This is a genomic window from Blastococcus brunescens (assembly GCF_035320885.1).
Taxonomy (GTDB): Bacteria; Actinomycetota; Actinomycetes; order Mycobacteriales; family Geodermatophilaceae; genus Blastococcus_B; species Blastococcus_B brunescens.
Genome location: NZ_CP141261.1, coordinates 335,232 through 351,057 on the forward strand (window position 1 = coordinate 335,232; position 15,826 = coordinate 351,057).

General features: G+C 73.7%; 15 protein-coding genes, 1 tRNA gene and 4 pseudogenes. 9 read left to right on the plus strand and 11 right to left on the minus strand.

From position 1 onward, the window contains the following. The first annotated feature begins 42 nt into the window (after positions 1-42). On the plus strand, positions 43-960 hold the full coding sequence (locus U6N30_RS02460; protein WP_324275994.1) for an MSMEG_6728 family protein: 918 nt from the start codon (positions 43-45) through the stop codon (positions 958-960). A gap of 198 nt (positions 961-1,158) precedes the next feature. Here U6N30_RS02460 and U6N30_RS02465 read toward each other — a convergent pair. From U6N30_RS02465 to U6N30_RS02475, 3 genes and pseudogenes are all read right to left on the minus strand, one after another. After that, positions 1,159-1,281 (minus strand): annotated as a pseudogene (locus U6N30_RS02465) (phosphotransferase); the annotation flags it as partial. Between the two features lie 225 nt (positions 1,282-1,506). After that, a complete protein-coding gene (locus U6N30_RS02470) occupies positions 1,507-1,923 on the minus strand; it encodes a PaaI family thioesterase (protein WP_324275995.1) in 417 nt (138 codons plus the stop codon). Positions 1,924-2,002: 79 nt separating this feature from the next. Next, positions 2,003-2,194, minus strand: a pseudogene (locus tag U6N30_RS02475) (VOC family protein); the annotation flags it as partial. Between the two features lie 365 nt (positions 2,195-2,559). Between U6N30_RS02475 and U6N30_RS33135 the strand changes: the two are divergent. Next, positions 2,560-2,826 (plus strand): annotated as a pseudogene (locus U6N30_RS33135) (YbaK/EbsC family protein); the annotation flags it as partial. A gap of 253 nt (positions 2,827-3,079) precedes the next feature. Here U6N30_RS33135 and U6N30_RS33140 read toward each other — a convergent pair. The 4 genes from U6N30_RS33140 to U6N30_RS02495 form a co-directional block, all read right to left on the minus strand. Next, positions 3,080-3,304, minus strand: a complete 225-nt coding sequence (locus U6N30_RS33140; protein ID WP_422678018.1) for an MscL family protein — start codon at positions 3,302-3,304, stop codon at positions 3,080-3,082. Beyond that, the gene (locus U6N30_RS02485) at positions 3,301-3,516 is read right to left on the minus strand and encodes a large conductance mechanosensitive channel protein MscL (protein ID WP_324275997.1); all 216 of its coding nucleotides are present in this window, start codon (positions 3,514-3,516) and stop codon (positions 3,301-3,303) included. Before U6N30_RS02485 ends, U6N30_RS33140 begins: the two co-directional genes overlap by 4 nt. Before the next feature lie 4 nt (positions 3,517-3,520). Continuing rightward, entirely contained in the window at positions 3,521-4,192 is a 672-nt protein-coding gene (cpaB, locus tag U6N30_RS02490; protein WP_324275998.1) for a Flp pilus assembly protein CpaB, read from the minus strand. An 88-nt stretch (positions 4,193-4,280) separates the two neighbouring features. Next, positions 4,281-4,622, minus strand: coding sequence for an FmdB family zinc ribbon protein (locus tag U6N30_RS02495; protein ID WP_324275999.1), 342 nt, complete (start codon positions 4,620-4,622; stop codon positions 4,281-4,283). 483 nt (positions 4,623-5,105) lie between these two features. On the opposite strand from U6N30_RS02495, the gene U6N30_RS02500 reads away from it, so the two are divergent. Further along, positions 5,106-5,273, plus strand: a complete 168-nt coding sequence (locus tag U6N30_RS02500; RefSeq protein ID WP_324276000.1) for a hypothetical protein — start codon at positions 5,106-5,108, stop codon at positions 5,271-5,273. A gap of 20 nt (positions 5,274-5,293) precedes the next feature. Next, on the plus strand, positions 5,294-5,788 hold the full coding sequence (locus U6N30_RS02505; protein ID WP_324276001.1) for a MarR family winged helix-turn-helix transcriptional regulator: 495 nt from the start codon (positions 5,294-5,296) through the stop codon (positions 5,786-5,788). 157 nt (positions 5,789-5,945) lie between these two features. Here the strand turns inward: U6N30_RS02505 and U6N30_RS02510 are convergent, their stop codons facing one another. From U6N30_RS02510 to U6N30_RS02530, 4 genes and pseudogenes are all read right to left on the minus strand, one after another. Then, complete coding sequence (locus U6N30_RS02510) at positions 5,946-7,217, minus strand: IS110 family RNA-guided transposase (RefSeq protein ID WP_324276002.1); 1,272 nt, start codon at positions 7,215-7,217, stop codon at positions 5,946-5,948. Between the two features lie 303 nt (positions 7,218-7,520). After that, positions 7,521-9,049 (minus strand): annotated as a pseudogene (locus U6N30_RS02515) (carboxyl transferase domain-containing protein). Further along, complete coding sequence (locus U6N30_RS02525; protein WP_324276004.1) at positions 9,046-10,245, minus strand: CaiB/BaiF CoA transferase family protein; 1,200 nt, start codon at positions 10,243-10,245, stop codon at positions 9,046-9,048. The pseudogene U6N30_RS02515 and the gene U6N30_RS02525 overlap by 4 nt, the downstream one beginning before the upstream one ends. A gap of 16 nt (positions 10,246-10,261) precedes the next feature. Then, positions 10,262-11,599 carry an SLC13 family permease gene (locus tag U6N30_RS02530; RefSeq protein WP_324276005.1) on the minus strand — a complete coding sequence of 446 codons (1,338 nt, stop codon included), beginning with the start codon at positions 11,597-11,599 and terminating at the stop codon, positions 10,262-10,264. 117 nt (positions 11,600-11,716) lie between these two features. On the opposite strand from U6N30_RS02530, the gene U6N30_RS02535 reads away from it, so the two are divergent. The 5 genes from U6N30_RS02535 to U6N30_RS02555 all read left to right on the plus strand — a co-directional run bounded on the left by U6N30_RS02535 (position 11,717) and on the right by U6N30_RS02555 (position 15,760). Then, complete coding sequence (locus U6N30_RS02535) at positions 11,717-12,133, plus strand: sugar phosphate nucleotidyltransferase (RefSeq protein WP_324276006.1); 417 nt, start codon at positions 11,717-11,719, stop codon at positions 12,131-12,133. Continuing rightward, entirely contained in the window at positions 12,070-14,142 is a 2,073-nt protein-coding gene (glp, locus tag U6N30_RS02540) for a molybdotransferase-like divisome protein Glp (RefSeq protein ID WP_324276007.1), read from the plus strand. The genes U6N30_RS02535 and glp overlap by 64 nt, the downstream gene beginning before the upstream one ends. A 52-nt stretch (positions 14,143-14,194) precedes the next feature. Further along, a complete protein-coding gene (locus tag U6N30_RS02545) occupies positions 14,195-14,761 on the plus strand; it encodes a GNAT family N-acetyltransferase (protein WP_324276008.1) in 567 nt (188 codons plus the stop codon). A gap of 166 nt (positions 14,762-14,927) precedes the next feature. Continuing rightward, entirely contained in the window at positions 14,928-15,674 is a 747-nt protein-coding gene (locus tag U6N30_RS02550) for a hypothetical protein (RefSeq protein WP_324276009.1), read from the plus strand. A 13-nt stretch (positions 15,675-15,687) separates the two neighbouring features. Next, a tRNA-Ala gene (locus U6N30_RS02555) sits at positions 15,688-15,760 on the plus strand. Positions 15,761-15,826: the final 66 nt, after the last annotated feature.

Consider the following 15,826-nt stretch of genomic DNA (forward strand, 5'->3'; position numbering starts at 1 on the left):
CCGGCGGTTGACCGAACACCTGCACGGGCAGGAGAGCCGGCGATGCAGACTTTCCTGCCCGTCGCCGACTTCGCCGAGAGCGCCCGGCTGCTGGACTCTCCGCGGCTGGGCAAGCAACGGGTGGAGACGCTGCAGATCCTGCGCGCGGTCGAGCTGCCCGACTACGGCTGGGCCAGCCATCCCGCCGTCCTCATGTGGAAGGGCCGGACGCCGGCGCTGGTCGCCTACGGCCTGGCGATGGCCCGGATCTGGCGGGAGCGCGGCTTCGCCGACACGACCGAGGCGCAGATCGGGGAGTTCGCGCCGGACGTCGCCGGCCTGCCGCAGGAGGAGCTGGCATCAGCTGGGCTGCTGCCGTCGTGGCTGGGCGACGAGGACCTGCACCGGTCGCACCGGTCCAACCTGATCGCCAAGGACCCCGCCTTCTACCGGCCGCGGTTCACCGAGCTCTTCGGTCCCGAGCCCGACGACCTGCCCTACGTGTGGCCCGGGCCCGACGACGTCCCGCCGGCGCCGGAACCGCACGGCGTCGGCGTCTGGGTGGTACGCCCGCGATCGCACAACGAGCTCGGCGCATGCCTGGCCGCCGGGGTGGTCGGTCTGGGCACGCAGTCCGGTATCGACGTCGACGCCACCGGCCTGAGCCCGGCCGAGCTGCGCGCGCTGTCCAAGGAGCTGTCCGGCCGCCGCCCGGCCAAGGACCTCCGCCAGCTGTCGGCGTTCCTCGACGAGATGGCGCCCGGGGACCGGGTGGCGCTGCCGACCGAGCACGGTGCCGGCCTGCTGCTCGGCGAGGTCATGGGCGGCTACCTGTTCCAGGGCCGCGAGCTGCTGCCGCACCGGCGGCCCGCCCGGTGGGAGCGGGTGGTCCCGCGGTCGGCGGCCCTGCCGCCGGCCTCGCTGCAGGACCCGCGGGCGCTCTTCCGCGTTCCCCTCGACCCGGCGGCGCTCGGCGGCTGACCACGTCCAGGGCGGCGGCGAGCCGGTCCCGCGCTGCGCCGGCCGCCTCGGGATGGGCGCTGGCGTGCACGATCGACCAGGCCGCCGCGTGCAGCCGCCGCAGGTCGATCCACGACGCCAGCACCTCGTCGGAGGGGCGCCGGCCAGAGCGTCGAGGACCGCCCGGCCGTCGAGGCGGCCGGTCGTGCGCAGGCAGGCCAGGTCCCAGGCGAGCGGGCCGCTGCAGGTGTCCTCCAGGTCGGTCCAGCGCCACCCGTCGGGAGTGGCCAGGAGATTGCCGGGGTGGGCGTCCCCGTGCAGCCGGCGGACCTCGTCGTGCAACCTGGGCCGCAGCCCCTCGAGCCGGTCGGCCAGCGCGTCGAGGTCGGCGGCGTCGACACCCCAGCCGCCGCCGGGTCAGCGTCGCCACCCGGGCGACGACCGGCGCCGGCCGCAGGTGCAGGACGACGTTGATGCCGTCCTGCAGCAGCTGCGGATCGGTGCGCAGGCCGAACTCGGCGACGACGTCCCGGGCGGTCGCGATCGCGTCGGGAACCCTGCCCGCACTCACGCGCCGGGCAGTGGCACGTTCTGGAGCCGCACCTGGCCCCGCGCCACCAGCTTGCCGTCGTCAGCGCGGGTGAGCAGCACCTGCCAGAGCTGCAGCGTCCGTCCCTGCTGGACCGGCTCGGCGACCACGTCGAGCCGTCCCGACGTCATGGGTCGCACGAAGTCGGTGTTGTTGTTGACACCGACCGCGAACTGCCCGCGCTCCCGGACCGCCAGGCTCGCCCCGACCGAGGCGGCCGACTCCACCACCGAGCAGTACACGCCGCCGTGGACGACGCCCCACGGCGTGTGTTGGTCGGGTCCGAGGTCGACGGAGCCGGTGACCCGGGTCCCGTCGGCGTCGGCGACGTCGAACCTCATCGCCGCCACGAACGCGCTCGCGGCGGTGAGGTCGACCGCCGGGACGTCGCTCATGCGTCCCACACCAGGCAGAAGGGTGCCCGACCGGGTCGGCGTAGACGCGGAAGTCGCCCCCGCCGCCGGGCAGCCGCCGCGCGCCGAGCGCCAGCACCTTCGGCTCGGCCTCGTCGACGTCGGCCACCCGGATGTCGAGGTGGAACTGCTGTGGCCGTTCGGGGTCGGGCCAGTCCGGAGGTCGCAGGTCGGGCGCCTGCTGGAAGGCGATCCGGTATCCGGCCCCGGTGACGACGACCCACCGGTCGCCCGGCGAGCCCTGCACCTCCATGCCCAGCAGGTCGGCGTAGAAGCGGGCGAGGGCATGGGCGTCGGGGCGTCGATGACGACGGAGTGGAGCTGACCGATCATGGGTCCATCCTGGTGGGCGGCGGGGCAGCGCGACAGACGGGATGCGGCCGAGGGCCGCCGCGTTCCGGCCAGCCGGGCGGTGTGGTCGGGCCGGCTGCCGTACCGGAGGATCGGGTCGTGTCCTCTCCGCAGCTCGGCGCCCTGACCTGGATCCCCGCCGCCGATCGGCCCGACCTGCTCGCCCCACCGGTCGCGTCGGCACTGAGCCGGTTGACCGGACCCGTGTGGGTCGCGGAGATCGACGAGGACCTGGCCGACACGGCCGCGTTCAGCGAGGCCTACGACGTGCCGCTGGAGGCCTCGGCCAACTGCGTGGTGGTCGCGGCCCGCCGCGCGGGGCAGACCACTCTCGCCGCCTGCCTGGTGCTCGCGACCACCCGCGCCGACGTCAACGGCCTGGTGCGGCGCCACCTCGACGCCCGCAAGGCCTCGTTCGCCCCGCAGGACGTCGCGGTGGCCGAGTCCGGGATGGCCTTCGGTGGGATCACCCCGGTCGGGCTGCCGGACGGCTGGCCGGTGCTCGTGGACCCGGCGGTCACCGCCGCCGACCTCGTCGTCATCGGCTCCGGCACCCGAGGAAGCAAGCTCGCCGTGCCCGGGAAGGTGCTGGCCGAGCTGCCCGCCGTCCAGGTCCTGGAGGGCCTCGGCCGGTCGGTCGCGCCGGAGCCGGCGGGACCGGCGCCCGCGACCGGCCGCCCCCTGCGCGCCCCGGACGACAGCGACATCGGCTGGGGCGAGCGGCCGGCCGACGGATCCGACAGCGACCGCCGCTACCTGGAGGACCGCCCCCGCACTGGGGCAGCGACTAGAGCTGCCCGGGGAGGCTCGTCGCGCCGGGGCCCGACGGGTCGTGGCCGGCGCCCATGCCCTGCTGCGCGCGCAGCAGGTCGCGGATCTCGACCAGCAGTTCCACCTGGCTGGGGACCACCGGCCCGGCCTCCTCGCCCCGCTTGCGCCGCTCCACCAGCGTCTTCATGGGCAGCACGACGACGAAGTACACGACGGCTGCGGTCAGCACGAAGGTGATCACCGCATTGACGAAGGCCGCCCAGTCGAAGACCTGCTCGTCGACCTCGAACGTCCCCCGTCGAGACCGCCGCCGCCGACGAGGCCGATCAGGGGCTGGAGGAACGAGGCGGTGAACTGGGCGACCAGCGCGGTGAAGGCGGCGCCGATGACGACGGCGACCGCCAGGTCGATGACGTTGCCGCGGAGCAGGAAGTCCTTGAAGCCCTTGATCATGGCTTCATCCAGGCACACCGGTGCCTCGGTGACCAGCGGGCGGCGGCGTGTCACGGCGGCGGCAGGCTGACCGTGAGGGTGGCGACGGTCGCCCGCGCGGCGAGGCGGGCGGCGGTGGGCTGGTCGACCGCGAGGAGGAGCAGCCCGGCGGCGGGGTCCTGACCGTCCGTGCCGCCGGGGGTCGCGAGCACGAGCGCCGACGCGACGACGACCTCGGCGGTGCCGGAGTCGGGGACGTGGCCAGGACGTCCACGCGGTCGCCGGCGGACACCAGCGCGGCCACGGCGAGATCGGCCAGCCGGACCGGGGCGGCGACCTGACCCCGGGACAGCAGGGTGGTCAGCGCCGGCCCCACGAGACGGACGTCGGTCACCGGCTCCCCGGCACGGACGGCGCCGGCCAGGATGCGGCCCGCCAGCTCCGACGGATCGGCGGCCACCCCGGTCGGCAGCAGCTCGGCCGGGAACCGCGCGACCGTCAGGTCGGCGGGAGCGAGGACGGTGCCGGGCGGGAGATCGGCCGCAGCCACCGCCACCGGGATGCCGGCGGGCGCCTGCGCGGCGACGGACGGCCGGTCGGGGCGCAGGGCGAGCAGCAGCGCCAGCACGATCAGCAGCCCCGCAGCCACCTGGCGGGCGGTGTGCAGGAGGGAACGGGGACGGCGGAAGCGCGGCACCCACCGAGCCTGCGGCGGCGACCGTCAGGACGGCCGGCGCCGGGCCAGGTTGTGGAGGGAGCGGTCGGCTGTGGACGACCGCCCCCGGTCAGTCGGCGGCCTTCGCCGTGCTCGAGGACGCCTTCGGCGAGGAGGTGCCCGTGGAGGTGCTCGCGGCCGGCGCCGAGGTGGAGCTCTCCTTCGACGAGGAGCCCTCCTTGGACGACGACGAACCGTTCGAGGAGGAGCCCTCCGCCGCCGAGGCCGCCTTGCGGCTGTCGGTCCGGTAGAAGCCCGAGCCCTTGAAGACCACGCCGACCGAGCCGTAGACCTTGCGCACCGCGGCGCCGCACTCGGGGCACTCGCTCACCGGGGCGTCGGTGAAGGACTGCACGACCTCGAACTCGTGCTTCCCCTCGGGGTTGGTGCAGGCGTACTGGTACGTGGGCACGGCGATGGCTCCCTGGTGCTGCGGAAGGGCTGCTCCGGGTTGGCACTCGCACCCGGCGACTGCCAATGATGCGTCATCTCGGCGGCGGGCGTCCACGCGCGTCGCCCGGTGTGAGCAATCCGGCGCACGATCCCGCGTACCGGGTGGGCCGGGCCGCGCCGGTAGGGGCCGCGGCCTCGTGGCCGAGTGCGCATCCCCTGCGCCGAGAGGTGGAGGTCCGTCCCGTGATCGACGAGGTGGTGGCCCGGTGGCACCAGTACATGCGCGGAGATCTGCCGGGCGGCCTGGAGGACCTGCTCGCCGACGAGGTCGTCTTCTACTCGCCGGTGGTCTACGCGCCCCAGCGCGGCAAGGGCATCACCACGCGGTACCTCGAGGCGGCTGCCGCCGCCTGGCCGGTGACGCGGCAGCCGGCGACGACGCGGCCGGTGGTCCTGCGGGGCCTTCCGGTACACGAAGCAGGTCCTCGCCGGCGACACCGCGGTGCTCGAGTTCGAGACGACCATGAACGGCACCTACGTCAACGGTGTCGACATCGTCCGCTGCGACGACGCCGGCCGGATCGTCGAGTTCCGGGTCATGATGCGTCCCCTCAAGGCCATCAACGCCGTGCACGAGGAGATGGGCCGGCTCCTGACCGCCGGAGCCTGACGCCCGCTACGGTCTCGCGCGTGGCGGATCGGTGGCTCGACGACGAGCAGCAGCGGACCTGGCGTGCCTGGCTCACCGTGTCCGAGCTGGTCCCGCGCGCCCTGGACGCACACTTGCAGCGGGATGCGGGCCTGAGCCACGCCGCCTACGTCGTGCTCGCGATGCTGTCGGAGTCGCCCACCCGCAGCCGCCGCATGAGCGACCTCGCCCGCCGCGCGAACCAGTCCCAGAGCCGGCTGTCGCACACCGTCGCCCGCCTGGAGGAGCGCGGCTGGGTCCGCCGCGAGCGCGCCGCCGACGACGGACGCGGCAACCTCGCCGTCCTCACCGACGCCGGGTACGACGTCGTCGTCGCCGTGGCGCCGGGGCACGTCGACGCCGTCCGGGAGACGGTCTTCGGGCCGCTCACCGCCGAGCAGACCCGGGTGCTCGGCGAGGCACTGCAGACGATCGCCGCCCGGCTCGACCCCGATCGCACCCTGCGGGTGCGGGACGGTGCCGACCTCGCCGACTGAACCCCGTCAGGCGAGGTGCCGCCGGTAGGACCGCGGGTCGGTCACGAACTGCTGCCAGCTCGTACGTCCTGATCCGAAAATGACTGGGGTAGGGCGAACGGGACCGTCGGCTCGGGGTAGGGCTGCGCCGAGTCGGGGACGGGCGAACGGTTGTGGGTCAGGCGGCCGGGGTGAGGGTGACGGTGTAGCCGAGCGCTTGGAGTTGGTGAACGTAGGCGCGGCGGCGGCGGTCGGGGTCGGTGCGTTTGGCGTGGAAGTCCGAGCCGAGGTCGATGAAGTGTGCGTCGGGATCGGACAGCAGATGCCAGATGATCACCAGCATGGAGCGGCCGACGGCGACGACGGCCCTCTTCCCTCCTCGGCGGCGGGCCAGGCGGCGATATCGCTCACCGAGGAAGGTGTCGGTCTTCGCCGCGCCAGCGACGGCCTCGCCGATGACCTTGGCCAGATAGCGGTTGCCGTGGCCGGTGCTGCCCGGTCCCTTCTTCTTGCCGGCCGATTCCTTGGTGGCCGGAGCGAAACGGGCCCAGGCGCACAGGTGTCCGGGGGTGGGGAACCTGCCCATGTCCAAGCCGATCTCGGCCACGATCGCGCTGGCGGCGGCGCGGCCGATGCCCGGAATCTCATCCAGCTTCGCCACCGCGTGGCCGAAAGGGGCGACCATCTCCTCGATCATCGCCTCGAGCCCAGCAATATCGGCGGTCAGACCGTCGATGCGAGCCAGCATCGTGGTCAGCAGCCGCGCGTGGTGATCGGTGAAGTAGCCGGTGAACGCCTCTTCCAGATCGGTGAGCTTGCCCCGCATCCGCCCCCGGGCCAGCTGGGCCAGCACCTTGGGGTCCCGCTGCCCGCCGATCAGCGCGGCGAGCATGTCTCGCCCGGAGACGCCGAAGATGTCGCTGACCACCACCGACAGCTTGATCTGGGCGTCTTCGAGCAGCTTCTCCACCCGCTGCTTCTCCGCGGTACGCACCTCGACGAGATCGGCCCGGTACCGGGTGACATCCCGCAGCCGGCGGATCGGCGGCGGCGGCACGAAGCTGGGCCGCAGCATGCCGCGCTCGGCGAGCTTGCACAGCCACACCGCGTCCAGCTTGTCGGTCTTGGGCCGCCCGGGCAGGTGCTTGACGTCGCGGGCGTTGACCAGTTCAGGGTTCAGCCCGTGGGCCTCCAGCAGATAGAACGGAGGCTTCCAGTAGTCGCTGGTGGCCTCCATGACCACCTCGGTGACACCCAGCTCGGTCAGCCGGTCGACCATGACCAGCAGTGAGCGGGTCATCGTGCGGTAGGTGACCACCTCTTGCATCCGCCTGCCCGCGCGTTGCGGATGCGGCACTCGCACGCAGCACACCAGCTCGGCCTTGCCGATATCGAGCGCCGCGACCCGGGCGACGATCTCCTCGACCTGTTCGTCCTCGTTCAGCACCACGGCCTCCTCACCGGCGCCACCGTCACGGCGTCACCCGCGAGGACCGCTGGGCAAGAACTGCAATCTGATCCGCGTGCTCGAAGCGACAAGGAAGCGCCCACGACGCGGCCCTCGGCACCCTGCTCCCTCACGACCTCCCACGATCAAGGACAACCGGCGTCAGCGGGTGACCGACACATTTTCAGCGCGGAACGCGCGGCCGCCAAGGCCACCGATGCTCCCTCACAGTTCGGGGTCCTACCTCAGCGTCGACCGTGCGGGAGGACCCCGAATGACCAGGAGACCTGATCATCATCGCGCCCGTCAGCGGCCGAGGCGGCGGTAGCGGTGCAGGCGGCTGCGGAGGCGCTCGGTGTCGTCGCGGCCGAGCAGCCCGGCGAGCTCCTCACCCAGCACCCGCCCGAGACGCAGGCAGAACTCCTGGGGTTCGTCGGCGGCGTCGGGCCGCTCGGGCACCACGCGGTCGACGATGCCGGCCCGCCACAGGTCGGTGGCCCGGACGCCCTGCGCCGCGGCCATCTCCCCGGCGTGGGTGGTGTCTCGGTGGACGATCGCGCTGGCGCCCTCCGGGGGCAGCGGGCCGAGCCAGCCGTTCGCGGTGGCCAGCACCCGATCGGCGGGCACCAGCGCCAGCGCGCCTCCGCCGGTGCCCTGACCCAGCAGGACCGCCAGGGTCGGGGCCTTCAGGATCACCAGGTCGTGCAGGCAGCGGGCGATCTCGCCGGCCAGCCCGCCCTCCTCGGCCTCGCGGGACAGCGCGGCCCCGGGGGTGTCGATGAGGGTCACCAGCGGCAGCCGCAGCTCCTCGGCCAGGTGCATCCCGCGCCTGGCCTCGCGCAGGGCGGCCGGGCCGAGCGGAGCGGACATGCTCTGGCCGCGCCGGTCCTGACCGAGCACCACGCACGGGGCTCCGCCGAAGCGGGCCAGCGCCAGCAGCAGGCCCGGGTCCTTCTCCCCGGCCCCTGTGCCGGACAGCCCGACCACGTCGGTGGCCGCCGTCCGCAGCAGCCGCCGCACGCCCGGACGGTCCTCGCGCCGCGAGGCGGTCACCACCTCCCAGGCGGTGCGGTGGTCCTCGGGGTCGTCGGCGTCCGTGCCGTCCTCCGGCGTCGGCCGTTCCGCGCCGCGGACGTCGGTGTGCAACGTCTGGCGGGCGGCCAGCACCCGCAGCGCCCGGTCGGCGACGTCGGCCACGTCCTCATGGGGAACGACGGCGTCGATGAGCCCGCGCTCGGCCAGGTGCTCGGCGGTCTGCACGCCCTCGGGGAACGGCTCGCCGTACAGCGCCTCGTACACGCGCGCCCCGAGGAAGCCGATCGCCGCCCCGGGCTCCGCGATGGTCACGTGCCCCAGCGACCCCCACGACGCCAGCACCCCGCCGAACGTCGGGTTCCGCAGGTAGACCAGGTAGGGCAGGCCGGCCTGCTTGTGCCGCGCGATCGCCGCGGTGATGCCCACCATCTGCAGGAAGGCGACGGTGCCCTCCTGCATCCGGGTGCCACCGGACACCGGGGCGGCCAGGAGGGTAGCCCCTCGTCGGTCGCCCGCTCCACGGCGTCGATCAGCCGCTCGGCGGCGGCGACGCCGATCGAGCCGGCCAGGAACCCGAACTCACCGGCGACGACGGCAACGCGGCGGCCGCGCAGCTGCCCCTCGCCGGTGATGATCGACTCGTCCTGCCGCGACTTCTCCTGCGCCGCCGCGAGTTCGCGGGCGTAGCCCTCCGACACGTCGGGGCGGACGACCGCCGAGTCCCAGGTCTGCCACGAGCCGGGATCGAGGACGAGATCCCGGAGCGTGCGGGCGTCCAGGCGGGCGGGCTTCTCGTTCACGACGACGATCCGTCCAGCCAGGCGCGGATCGCGTCGCCGTCGGCACCCAGCACGGGCGGAGCGGCGTGCTCGCGGCGGGTCGTCTCGGTCTCGCCGTCCGGACCGGGGGCGAAGAAGCGCAGCGGCGGGCCGGGCAGCTGCAGCCGGCCGAGGGTGGCGTGGTCGACGTCGACCAGCAGGCCCTGGGACTGCGTCTGGTCCCAGCCGTAGACCTCGTCGATCGTGCGCACCTTGCCGGCCGGGATGCCGGCCGCGGCGAGACGGGCCAGCAGGTCCTCGGGGGCCGTGTCGGCGAACGCGCCTTCGAGCAGGGCGATGACCTCTTCGCGGCGGTCGACCCGCTCACCGTTGGTCGCCAACCCGGGTGCCTCGGGGTCGAGCCCGAACTCGGCGCACAGCTTCCGCCACAGCGACTCGCTGCCGCAGGACAGCTGCACGCTGCCGCCCTTGCAGTGGAACAGCCCGTACGGGGCGATAGAGGGGTGGTGGTTGCCCTGCGCGCGCCCGACCTTCCCGGCCACCGTCCACGCCGTCCCCTGGAAGGCGTGCACGCCGACGATCGCGGCCAGCAGCGACGTGCGAACGACCTGCCCGCGGCCGGTGCGCTCGCGCTCCATCAGCGCGGCCAGCACGCCGTAGGCGCCGTACATGCCGGCCAGCAGGTCGCCGATCGGGACGCCGACCCGCTGCGGGTCGTCCGGGCCGGGGCCGGTCAGGGACATCAGGCCGGCCTCGCCCTGGGCGATCTGGTCGTACCCGGCCCGGCCGCCCTCCGGGCCGTCGTGGCCGAAGCCGCTGATCGCCAGCGTCACCAGCCTCGGGTTGAGCTCGGCCAGGACGTCGGTCCCGAACCCGAGCCGCGCCAGCGTGCCCGGCCGGAAGTTCTCCATCAGCACGTCCGCGCGGCGCAGCAGCTCGGTCAGCGTCGCCTTGTCGGCCTCGTCCTTGAGGTCGAGGGTGATCGACTCCTTGTTCTTGTTCGTCGACAGGAAGTAGGTCGACTCGCGGTCACCAGGCTCGGGGCGGCCCTCCGGCTGCACGAACGGCGGCCCCCACCCGCGGGTGTCGTCACCGCTGCCGGGGTTCTCCACCTTGATCACGCGGGCCCCGAGGTCGCCGAGCATCATCGCTGCGTGCGGCCCGGCGAGGGCCCGGGTCAGGTCGACGACGAGGACGCCGTCCAGTGGTCCAGGCATCTGGTGCTCCGTTCCCTCACAGCCAGCCGGGGACGACGAACACCAACCAGGCCAGGAACGGCCCGGCGGCGACGACGATGGCGGCGTAGCCGAGGATCTGCTTGTAGAAGCGGTCCTTGTCGACGTCCTGCGCCGCGGCGAGGACGAGCGCACCGTTCGTGGAGAACGGGCTCACGTCGACGATGGTCGAAGCCACGGACAGGGCGACCACCACACCCACGGCGCTGATCTCCCCGGCTTCCAGGAACGGCACCGCGAGCAGGATGGCGACACCGATGATCGCTGTCGACGACGCGAAGGCCGACACCACCCCTCCGATGTAGGCCAGGAGGAGGGCGATGAGGAGCGGCACACCGAGCCCGATGACGGCATCTCCGACGTAGTCGATCGTGCCGGCCGCCTCCAGGACGGACACGAACGTCAGGACTCCGGCGATGAGCAGGACGGTCGACCAGCTGATCTGGCTGACCGCGCCCTTGTGCTGCTTGGCCGAGAACAGCGCGAGGACGACGGCGACGGTGATCGCGACGAAGCCGATGTCGAGGTCGAAGGCCAGCGCGAGGACGGCGACCACGACGAGGCCGATGAGCGTGAGGATCTGCTCGAAGCGGACCGGCTGGGGCCGGTCGGGGTGCTCGGGGTCGTCGCCACCGACTGCCGGGCCGGGCGCGGCGCCGTGCCCCTGCACCTCCGTGCGCGGCGCGTGGGCAGCCTCGGCGGGCACCTCCGCGCGGGCGTCCACCTTGCGGCCGATGAGCTTGCGGCCGCCCAGGACGAAGAAGAGCACGACGGCGATGGCGATGTTGAAGAACAGCGCCCCGAGGAAGACGGCCAGCGGGCTGCTCGGCAGGCCCTCGTCCTCGACGATCGTGTTCACCGTGACGCCGTAGACGCTGATGGGCGAGAAGCCGCCGCCCTGGGCACCGTGGATGACCATCATGCCCATGAGCAGCGGGCTGATCCCGTGCCGCGCGGCGAAGGTCAGCGCGATCGGCGCGATGATCGCCACCGCGGCCGGGGAGAGGGCCCCGATGGCGGTGAGCACCGCGGTGACGAAGAACATGATCCAGGGGATGGCCGCCACGTGGCCGCCGACCAGCTTCACCGCGCCGCGGACCAGGAGGTCGACGGTGCCGTTGTTCTGCGCGATCGCGAACAGGTAGGTGACGCCGATCAGGGTCAGCACCAGCCCGGCCGGGAAGCCGCCGATGATCTCGTCGGTGGTGAGACCCACCGAGAGCGTCCCGACGACGAAGGCGGCGACGAACGCCAGGGCCCCCATGTTGATCGGCAGGAAGGTCGCGATCGCGAAGATCACGACCAACGCCAGGATGGTGATGATCTCAGGGGACACGGGCGCTCCCACGACGCTGGGGGACGAGGCGGGTTCACTGTCCCAGTGACCGACGGGTAGCGCCTGCCAGACGCCGGAGGCGCCGGGCCGCTCCCGCAGGCTGGCTAGGCTGCCGCCATGACCAGCCCTTCCCCGCGTCCCGCGCGCAAGGCCGTCATCCCCGTCGCGGGGATGGGCACCCGCTTCCTCCCGGCCACCAAGGCCGTGCCCAAGGAACTGCTGCCCGTCGTCGACCGGCCGGCGCTGCAGTACATCGTCGAGGAGGCCGCCCGCGCCGGGCTGCGCGAGGTGCTGATGGTCACCGGCCGCAACAAGGCGGCCATCGAGGACTTCTTCGACCGCCACCCCGAGCTGGAGACGGCGCTGGAGAAGAAGGGCGACGCCGACCGGCTGGCCTCCGTGCAGGAGTCCACCGACGTCGCGCAGGTCCACTTCGTCCGGCAGGGGAGGCCAAGGGGCTGGGCCACGCGGTGCTCCAGGCCGCGGCGTTCGTCGGGGACGAGCCGTTCGCGGTGCTGCTCGGTGACGACCTGATCGACGCCCGCGACCACCTGCTCGAGCACATGCTGGCCGTGCAGGCCGAGCACGGCGGGTCGGTGATCGCCCTGCTCGACGTGGGCCGGGAGAACATCGACAAGTACGGCGCCGTGGCGATCGAGCCCGGCGCCCACCCGGTCATGGACGGCGACGAGGTCGTCCGCGTGACCGGGCTGGTCGAGAAGCCGCCGGTCGACGAGGCGCCCAGCAGCCTGGCGATCATCGGCCGCTACGTGCTCTCGCCGACGGTGTTCGAGGTGCTCCGGGAGACCGCGCCCGGCCGGGGCGGGGAGATCCAGCTGACCGACGCGCTGGCCACTCTGGTCGAGCGCGGGGAGCCCGTCCACGGCGTCGTGTTCAGCGGCCGCCGCTACGACACCGGCGACCGCCTGGACTACCTCAAGGCCGTCGTCCGGCTGGCCTCCGAGCGCGACGACCTCGGCCCCCGCTGCGCTCGTGGCTGCGCGAGTTCGTCGCCGACCTGCCCGCCGAGGGCGCGTCGTCGTCCTGACCGGCTCCGACAGGGGCACCATCGGGGAGATGAGCGGTCAGGTGGACGGCGAGGACGGCGCGGGCGGTGCGCCCAGGGCTTATCGGGACACGGCGCAGGTCGACATGCCGATGGCGGTGCCCCGGCGGAGCGGCCCGCTGACGATGCCCGGCGCCCGGGTGGTGACGCCGACGCACCCGGCGAGTTCACCGAGCCGCCCCGTGCCCGGTCCCCGGGACGTGGTCGAGGACCGATCCCGCTCCCGGCCACCGAGTCGGTGCCCCTGGACCGGATCTGCACGGTCGAGCGCCACCTCGACGAGATCTTGGCCGCGGTGCCCCAGCCGCACCCCATCGAGCTGGCCGTCCTCGACGCGCAGGGACTGCTCTGCGCCGAGGAGGTCGCCAGCCAGCGGGCCCTGCCGGCCTTCGACCAGGCAGCGCTGGACGGCTACGCCGCGCGGGCCGAGGACGTGGAGGCCGCGCTGCCGCAGGTGCCGGTCGAACTCGCAGTCGTCGGGGAGAGCGTCGCCGGCGCCAGCGCCCCGTCCTCGATCGGCCCGGGCCTGGCGCTCAAGGTGGCGGCCGGCGCGATGCTCCCCGCCGGTGCCGACGTCGTCGTCCCCGCCGTCTGGACCGACCAGGGGACCGTGCGGGTCGCCGTGCTCGCCGGGCCGCCGGCGGGCAGCTACGTCCGGCGCACCGGGGACGACGTCGCGCCCGGCGATCCGGCCGTGCAGGTCGGCACGCCGATCGGCCCGGCCCAGATCAGCCTGCTGGCGGCCGTCGGCCGCGAGCGGGTGCTGGTCCGTCCGCGGCCCCGCATCGCCGTCCTCTCCGCCGGCACGGAGCTCGTCGACATCGGCACCGCGCCGTCGCCGGGTCAGGTCGTGGACGTCAACAGCTACTCGCTCGCCGCGGCCGCCCGCGACGCCGGCGCCGAGGCCTACCGGTCGGGGATCCTCCCCACCGACCCCCGGCGGCTGCGGGAGGTGCTGGAGAGCCAGCTGCTGCGCAGCGACCTCGTGCTGGTCGCCGGCACGTTCGCCGCCGGCGGGTTCGACCCGGTGCAGGAAGCGCTCGCCGAGCTGGGGGACATGCGCTTCCGGCAGGTGACGATGCATCCCGGGCCGGCGCAGGGGTTCGGCCGGCTGGGCCGGGACGAGATCCCGGTGATCTGCATCCCGGGTGAGCCCGTCGCCGCGCTGGTCGCCTTCGAGGTGTTCGTGCGTCCCGCCATCCGGCTGATGCTGGGCAAGCGCCAGCTCTTCCGCCGCACCGTGCAGGCGGTCGCCGGCCAGCAGCTCGTGTCCCCGCTGGGCTACCGGCAGTACCTCCACGGCACGGTCATGCGGCACCCCGACGGCGGGTACGTCGTCGAGCCGGTGGGCGACGGCACCGAGGCACTGCTGGCGCGCATGGCCCGCGCGAACTGCCTGATCGTGGTGGACGAGGACGTCACGGAGGTCGCCGCGGGCGGCCTGGTCACCGTGATGCCCCTGCTGCTCGGCGGCTGAGCTGGATCCCGTCCTGCACCCCGGCTGGCCGGCCCGGCTCGCCTGGGGACCCGTGGAGCTGCAGCCGCTCCGGCGGCGGGACGCAGGGGAGTGGAGCCGGCTGCGGCTGGCCAACGAGGACTGGTTGAGCCCCTGGGAGCCCACCAACGGCGTGCCGTGGGCGGACCGGCACACCCCGGCGGCCTACCGGGCGATGCGCCGGGTGGTCGCCCGACGGGCGCGGTCGGGCGCCTCGCTGCCGTTCGCCGTCCGGGTCGAGGGCCGGCTGGCCGGGCAGGTGACGCTGGACAACATCGTGCGCGGCGCGCTGCGGTCGGGCTACCTGGGCTACTGGATCGACCGCTCGGTGGCCGGCCGCGGGATGGCGTCGCTGGCCGTCGCGCTGGTCTGCGACCACGCGTTCGGCGAGGTCGGCCTGCACCGGGTGGAGGCCGACATCCGGCCGGAGAACCGGCCCAGCCAGCAGCTCGTCGAGCGCCTCGGCTTCCGGCGGGAGGGGCTGCTGCGCCGCTACCTCGACATCGACGGTGACTGGCGCGACCACTACTCCTACGCGCTGCTGGCCGAGGACCTGCCCGGCGGCGTGCTGGCCCACTGGCGGCACCGCATACCAGGCTGAGCGACGGCTCCAGGGGACGGCGCGGGCGACACGCCCCAGTCGTCACACCGGCCCCAGAAATCCATCCGCGACACACCGCGCGCCTCCCGGTTCCTGCGGCCTCACCTGCATAACCTCGCCTCTGCGAGTGACTCATGTGACAGGTGGTGTTCTGATGGGATCGGGCGTGCTCTTGGCCGCTCTGGTCGTGCTGTGGTTCGTCGTGCTGGTGCCCATGGTGGTGACCCGCGGCGACGCGCAGAACGGCCAGCTGGGGCTGGCTGACTCCGGTCGGACGCTGCAGCGCCGGCGGGCGGTGGACCCGGTGGTCCACGCCGACACCGAGCGGGTGTCGATCGACCGTGACCTGCTGCGCACCAGCGGTGAGCTGCAGGTGGACGTGCACGCCCTGCGGCGTCGCACGCTGGGGGGCCTGGTCGCCCTGACCGCGCTGGCGCTGGTCGGCGCACTGGTCTACAGCCCCTGGCTGTGGGTGGCGCAGGGTCTGCTCGACGCCGCCGTCGTCGGCTACGTCCTCGTGCTGCGCAAGGTGGCCCGCCGCGAGCGGCTGGCCGCCCGCCGTGCCGCCCGGGCCGCTGCACGTGCGGCGATGCGCACCCCGCGGCTCGCCCCGTCCCGGCGCAGCGCAGCGCGCCGGAGGTCCACGAGACGGTCGCACAGGACGTCCGGCCGCAGCTGCCGCACCCCAGCGTGCCTCTGGCGCCGGTGCACGCGTTCCCCATGGGCCGCGTCGTCGCCGCCCGCACGCCGGCGCCGGCCGGCTGGCAGCACAGCGCCGTGGTCGGCCTGGACGACGACGACATCGGGTTCGCCGACATCGACGAGTACCAGCCGCGCCGCGTCGCCAACGGCTGAACGAGGGCCCGGCCTCCGGTGCCGCCCCGGTGGTGGCGCCGGTGAGCCGGGACGGTAAACTTCCGGTCGAAGGGGCTGTGGCGCAGTCCGGTAGCGCACCTCGTTCGCATCGAGGGGGTCAGGGGTTCAACTCCCTCAGCTCCACACCTTCACCGCACGTCGAACACCAGCACGTCGAACACCAGCACGTCGAACACCAGCACGATCCAG

What these genes read in the sequence shown, in the direction of transcription:
- U6N30_RS02460 (WP_324275994.1), top strand. Translation starts at nt 43, where the DNA reads ATGCAGACTTTCCTGCCCGTCGCCGACTTCGCCGAGAGCGCCCGGCTG.
- U6N30_RS02470 (WP_324275995.1), bottom strand. Translation starts at nt 1,923, where the DNA reads ATGAGCGACGTCCCGGCGGTCGACCTCACCGCCGCGAGCGCGTTCGTG.
- U6N30_RS02485 (WP_324275997.1), bottom strand. Translation starts at nt 3,516, where the DNA reads ATGATCAAGGGCTTCAAGGACTTCCTGCTCCGCGGCAACGTCATCGAC.
- U6N30_RS02525 (WP_324276004.1), bottom strand. Translation starts at nt 10,245, where the DNA reads ATGCCTGGACCACTGGACGGCGTCCTCGTCGTCGACCTGACCCGGGCC.
- U6N30_RS02535 (WP_324276006.1), top strand. Translation starts at nt 11,717, where the DNA reads ATGACCAGCCCTTCCCCGCGTCCCGCGCGCAAGGCCGTCATCCCCGTC.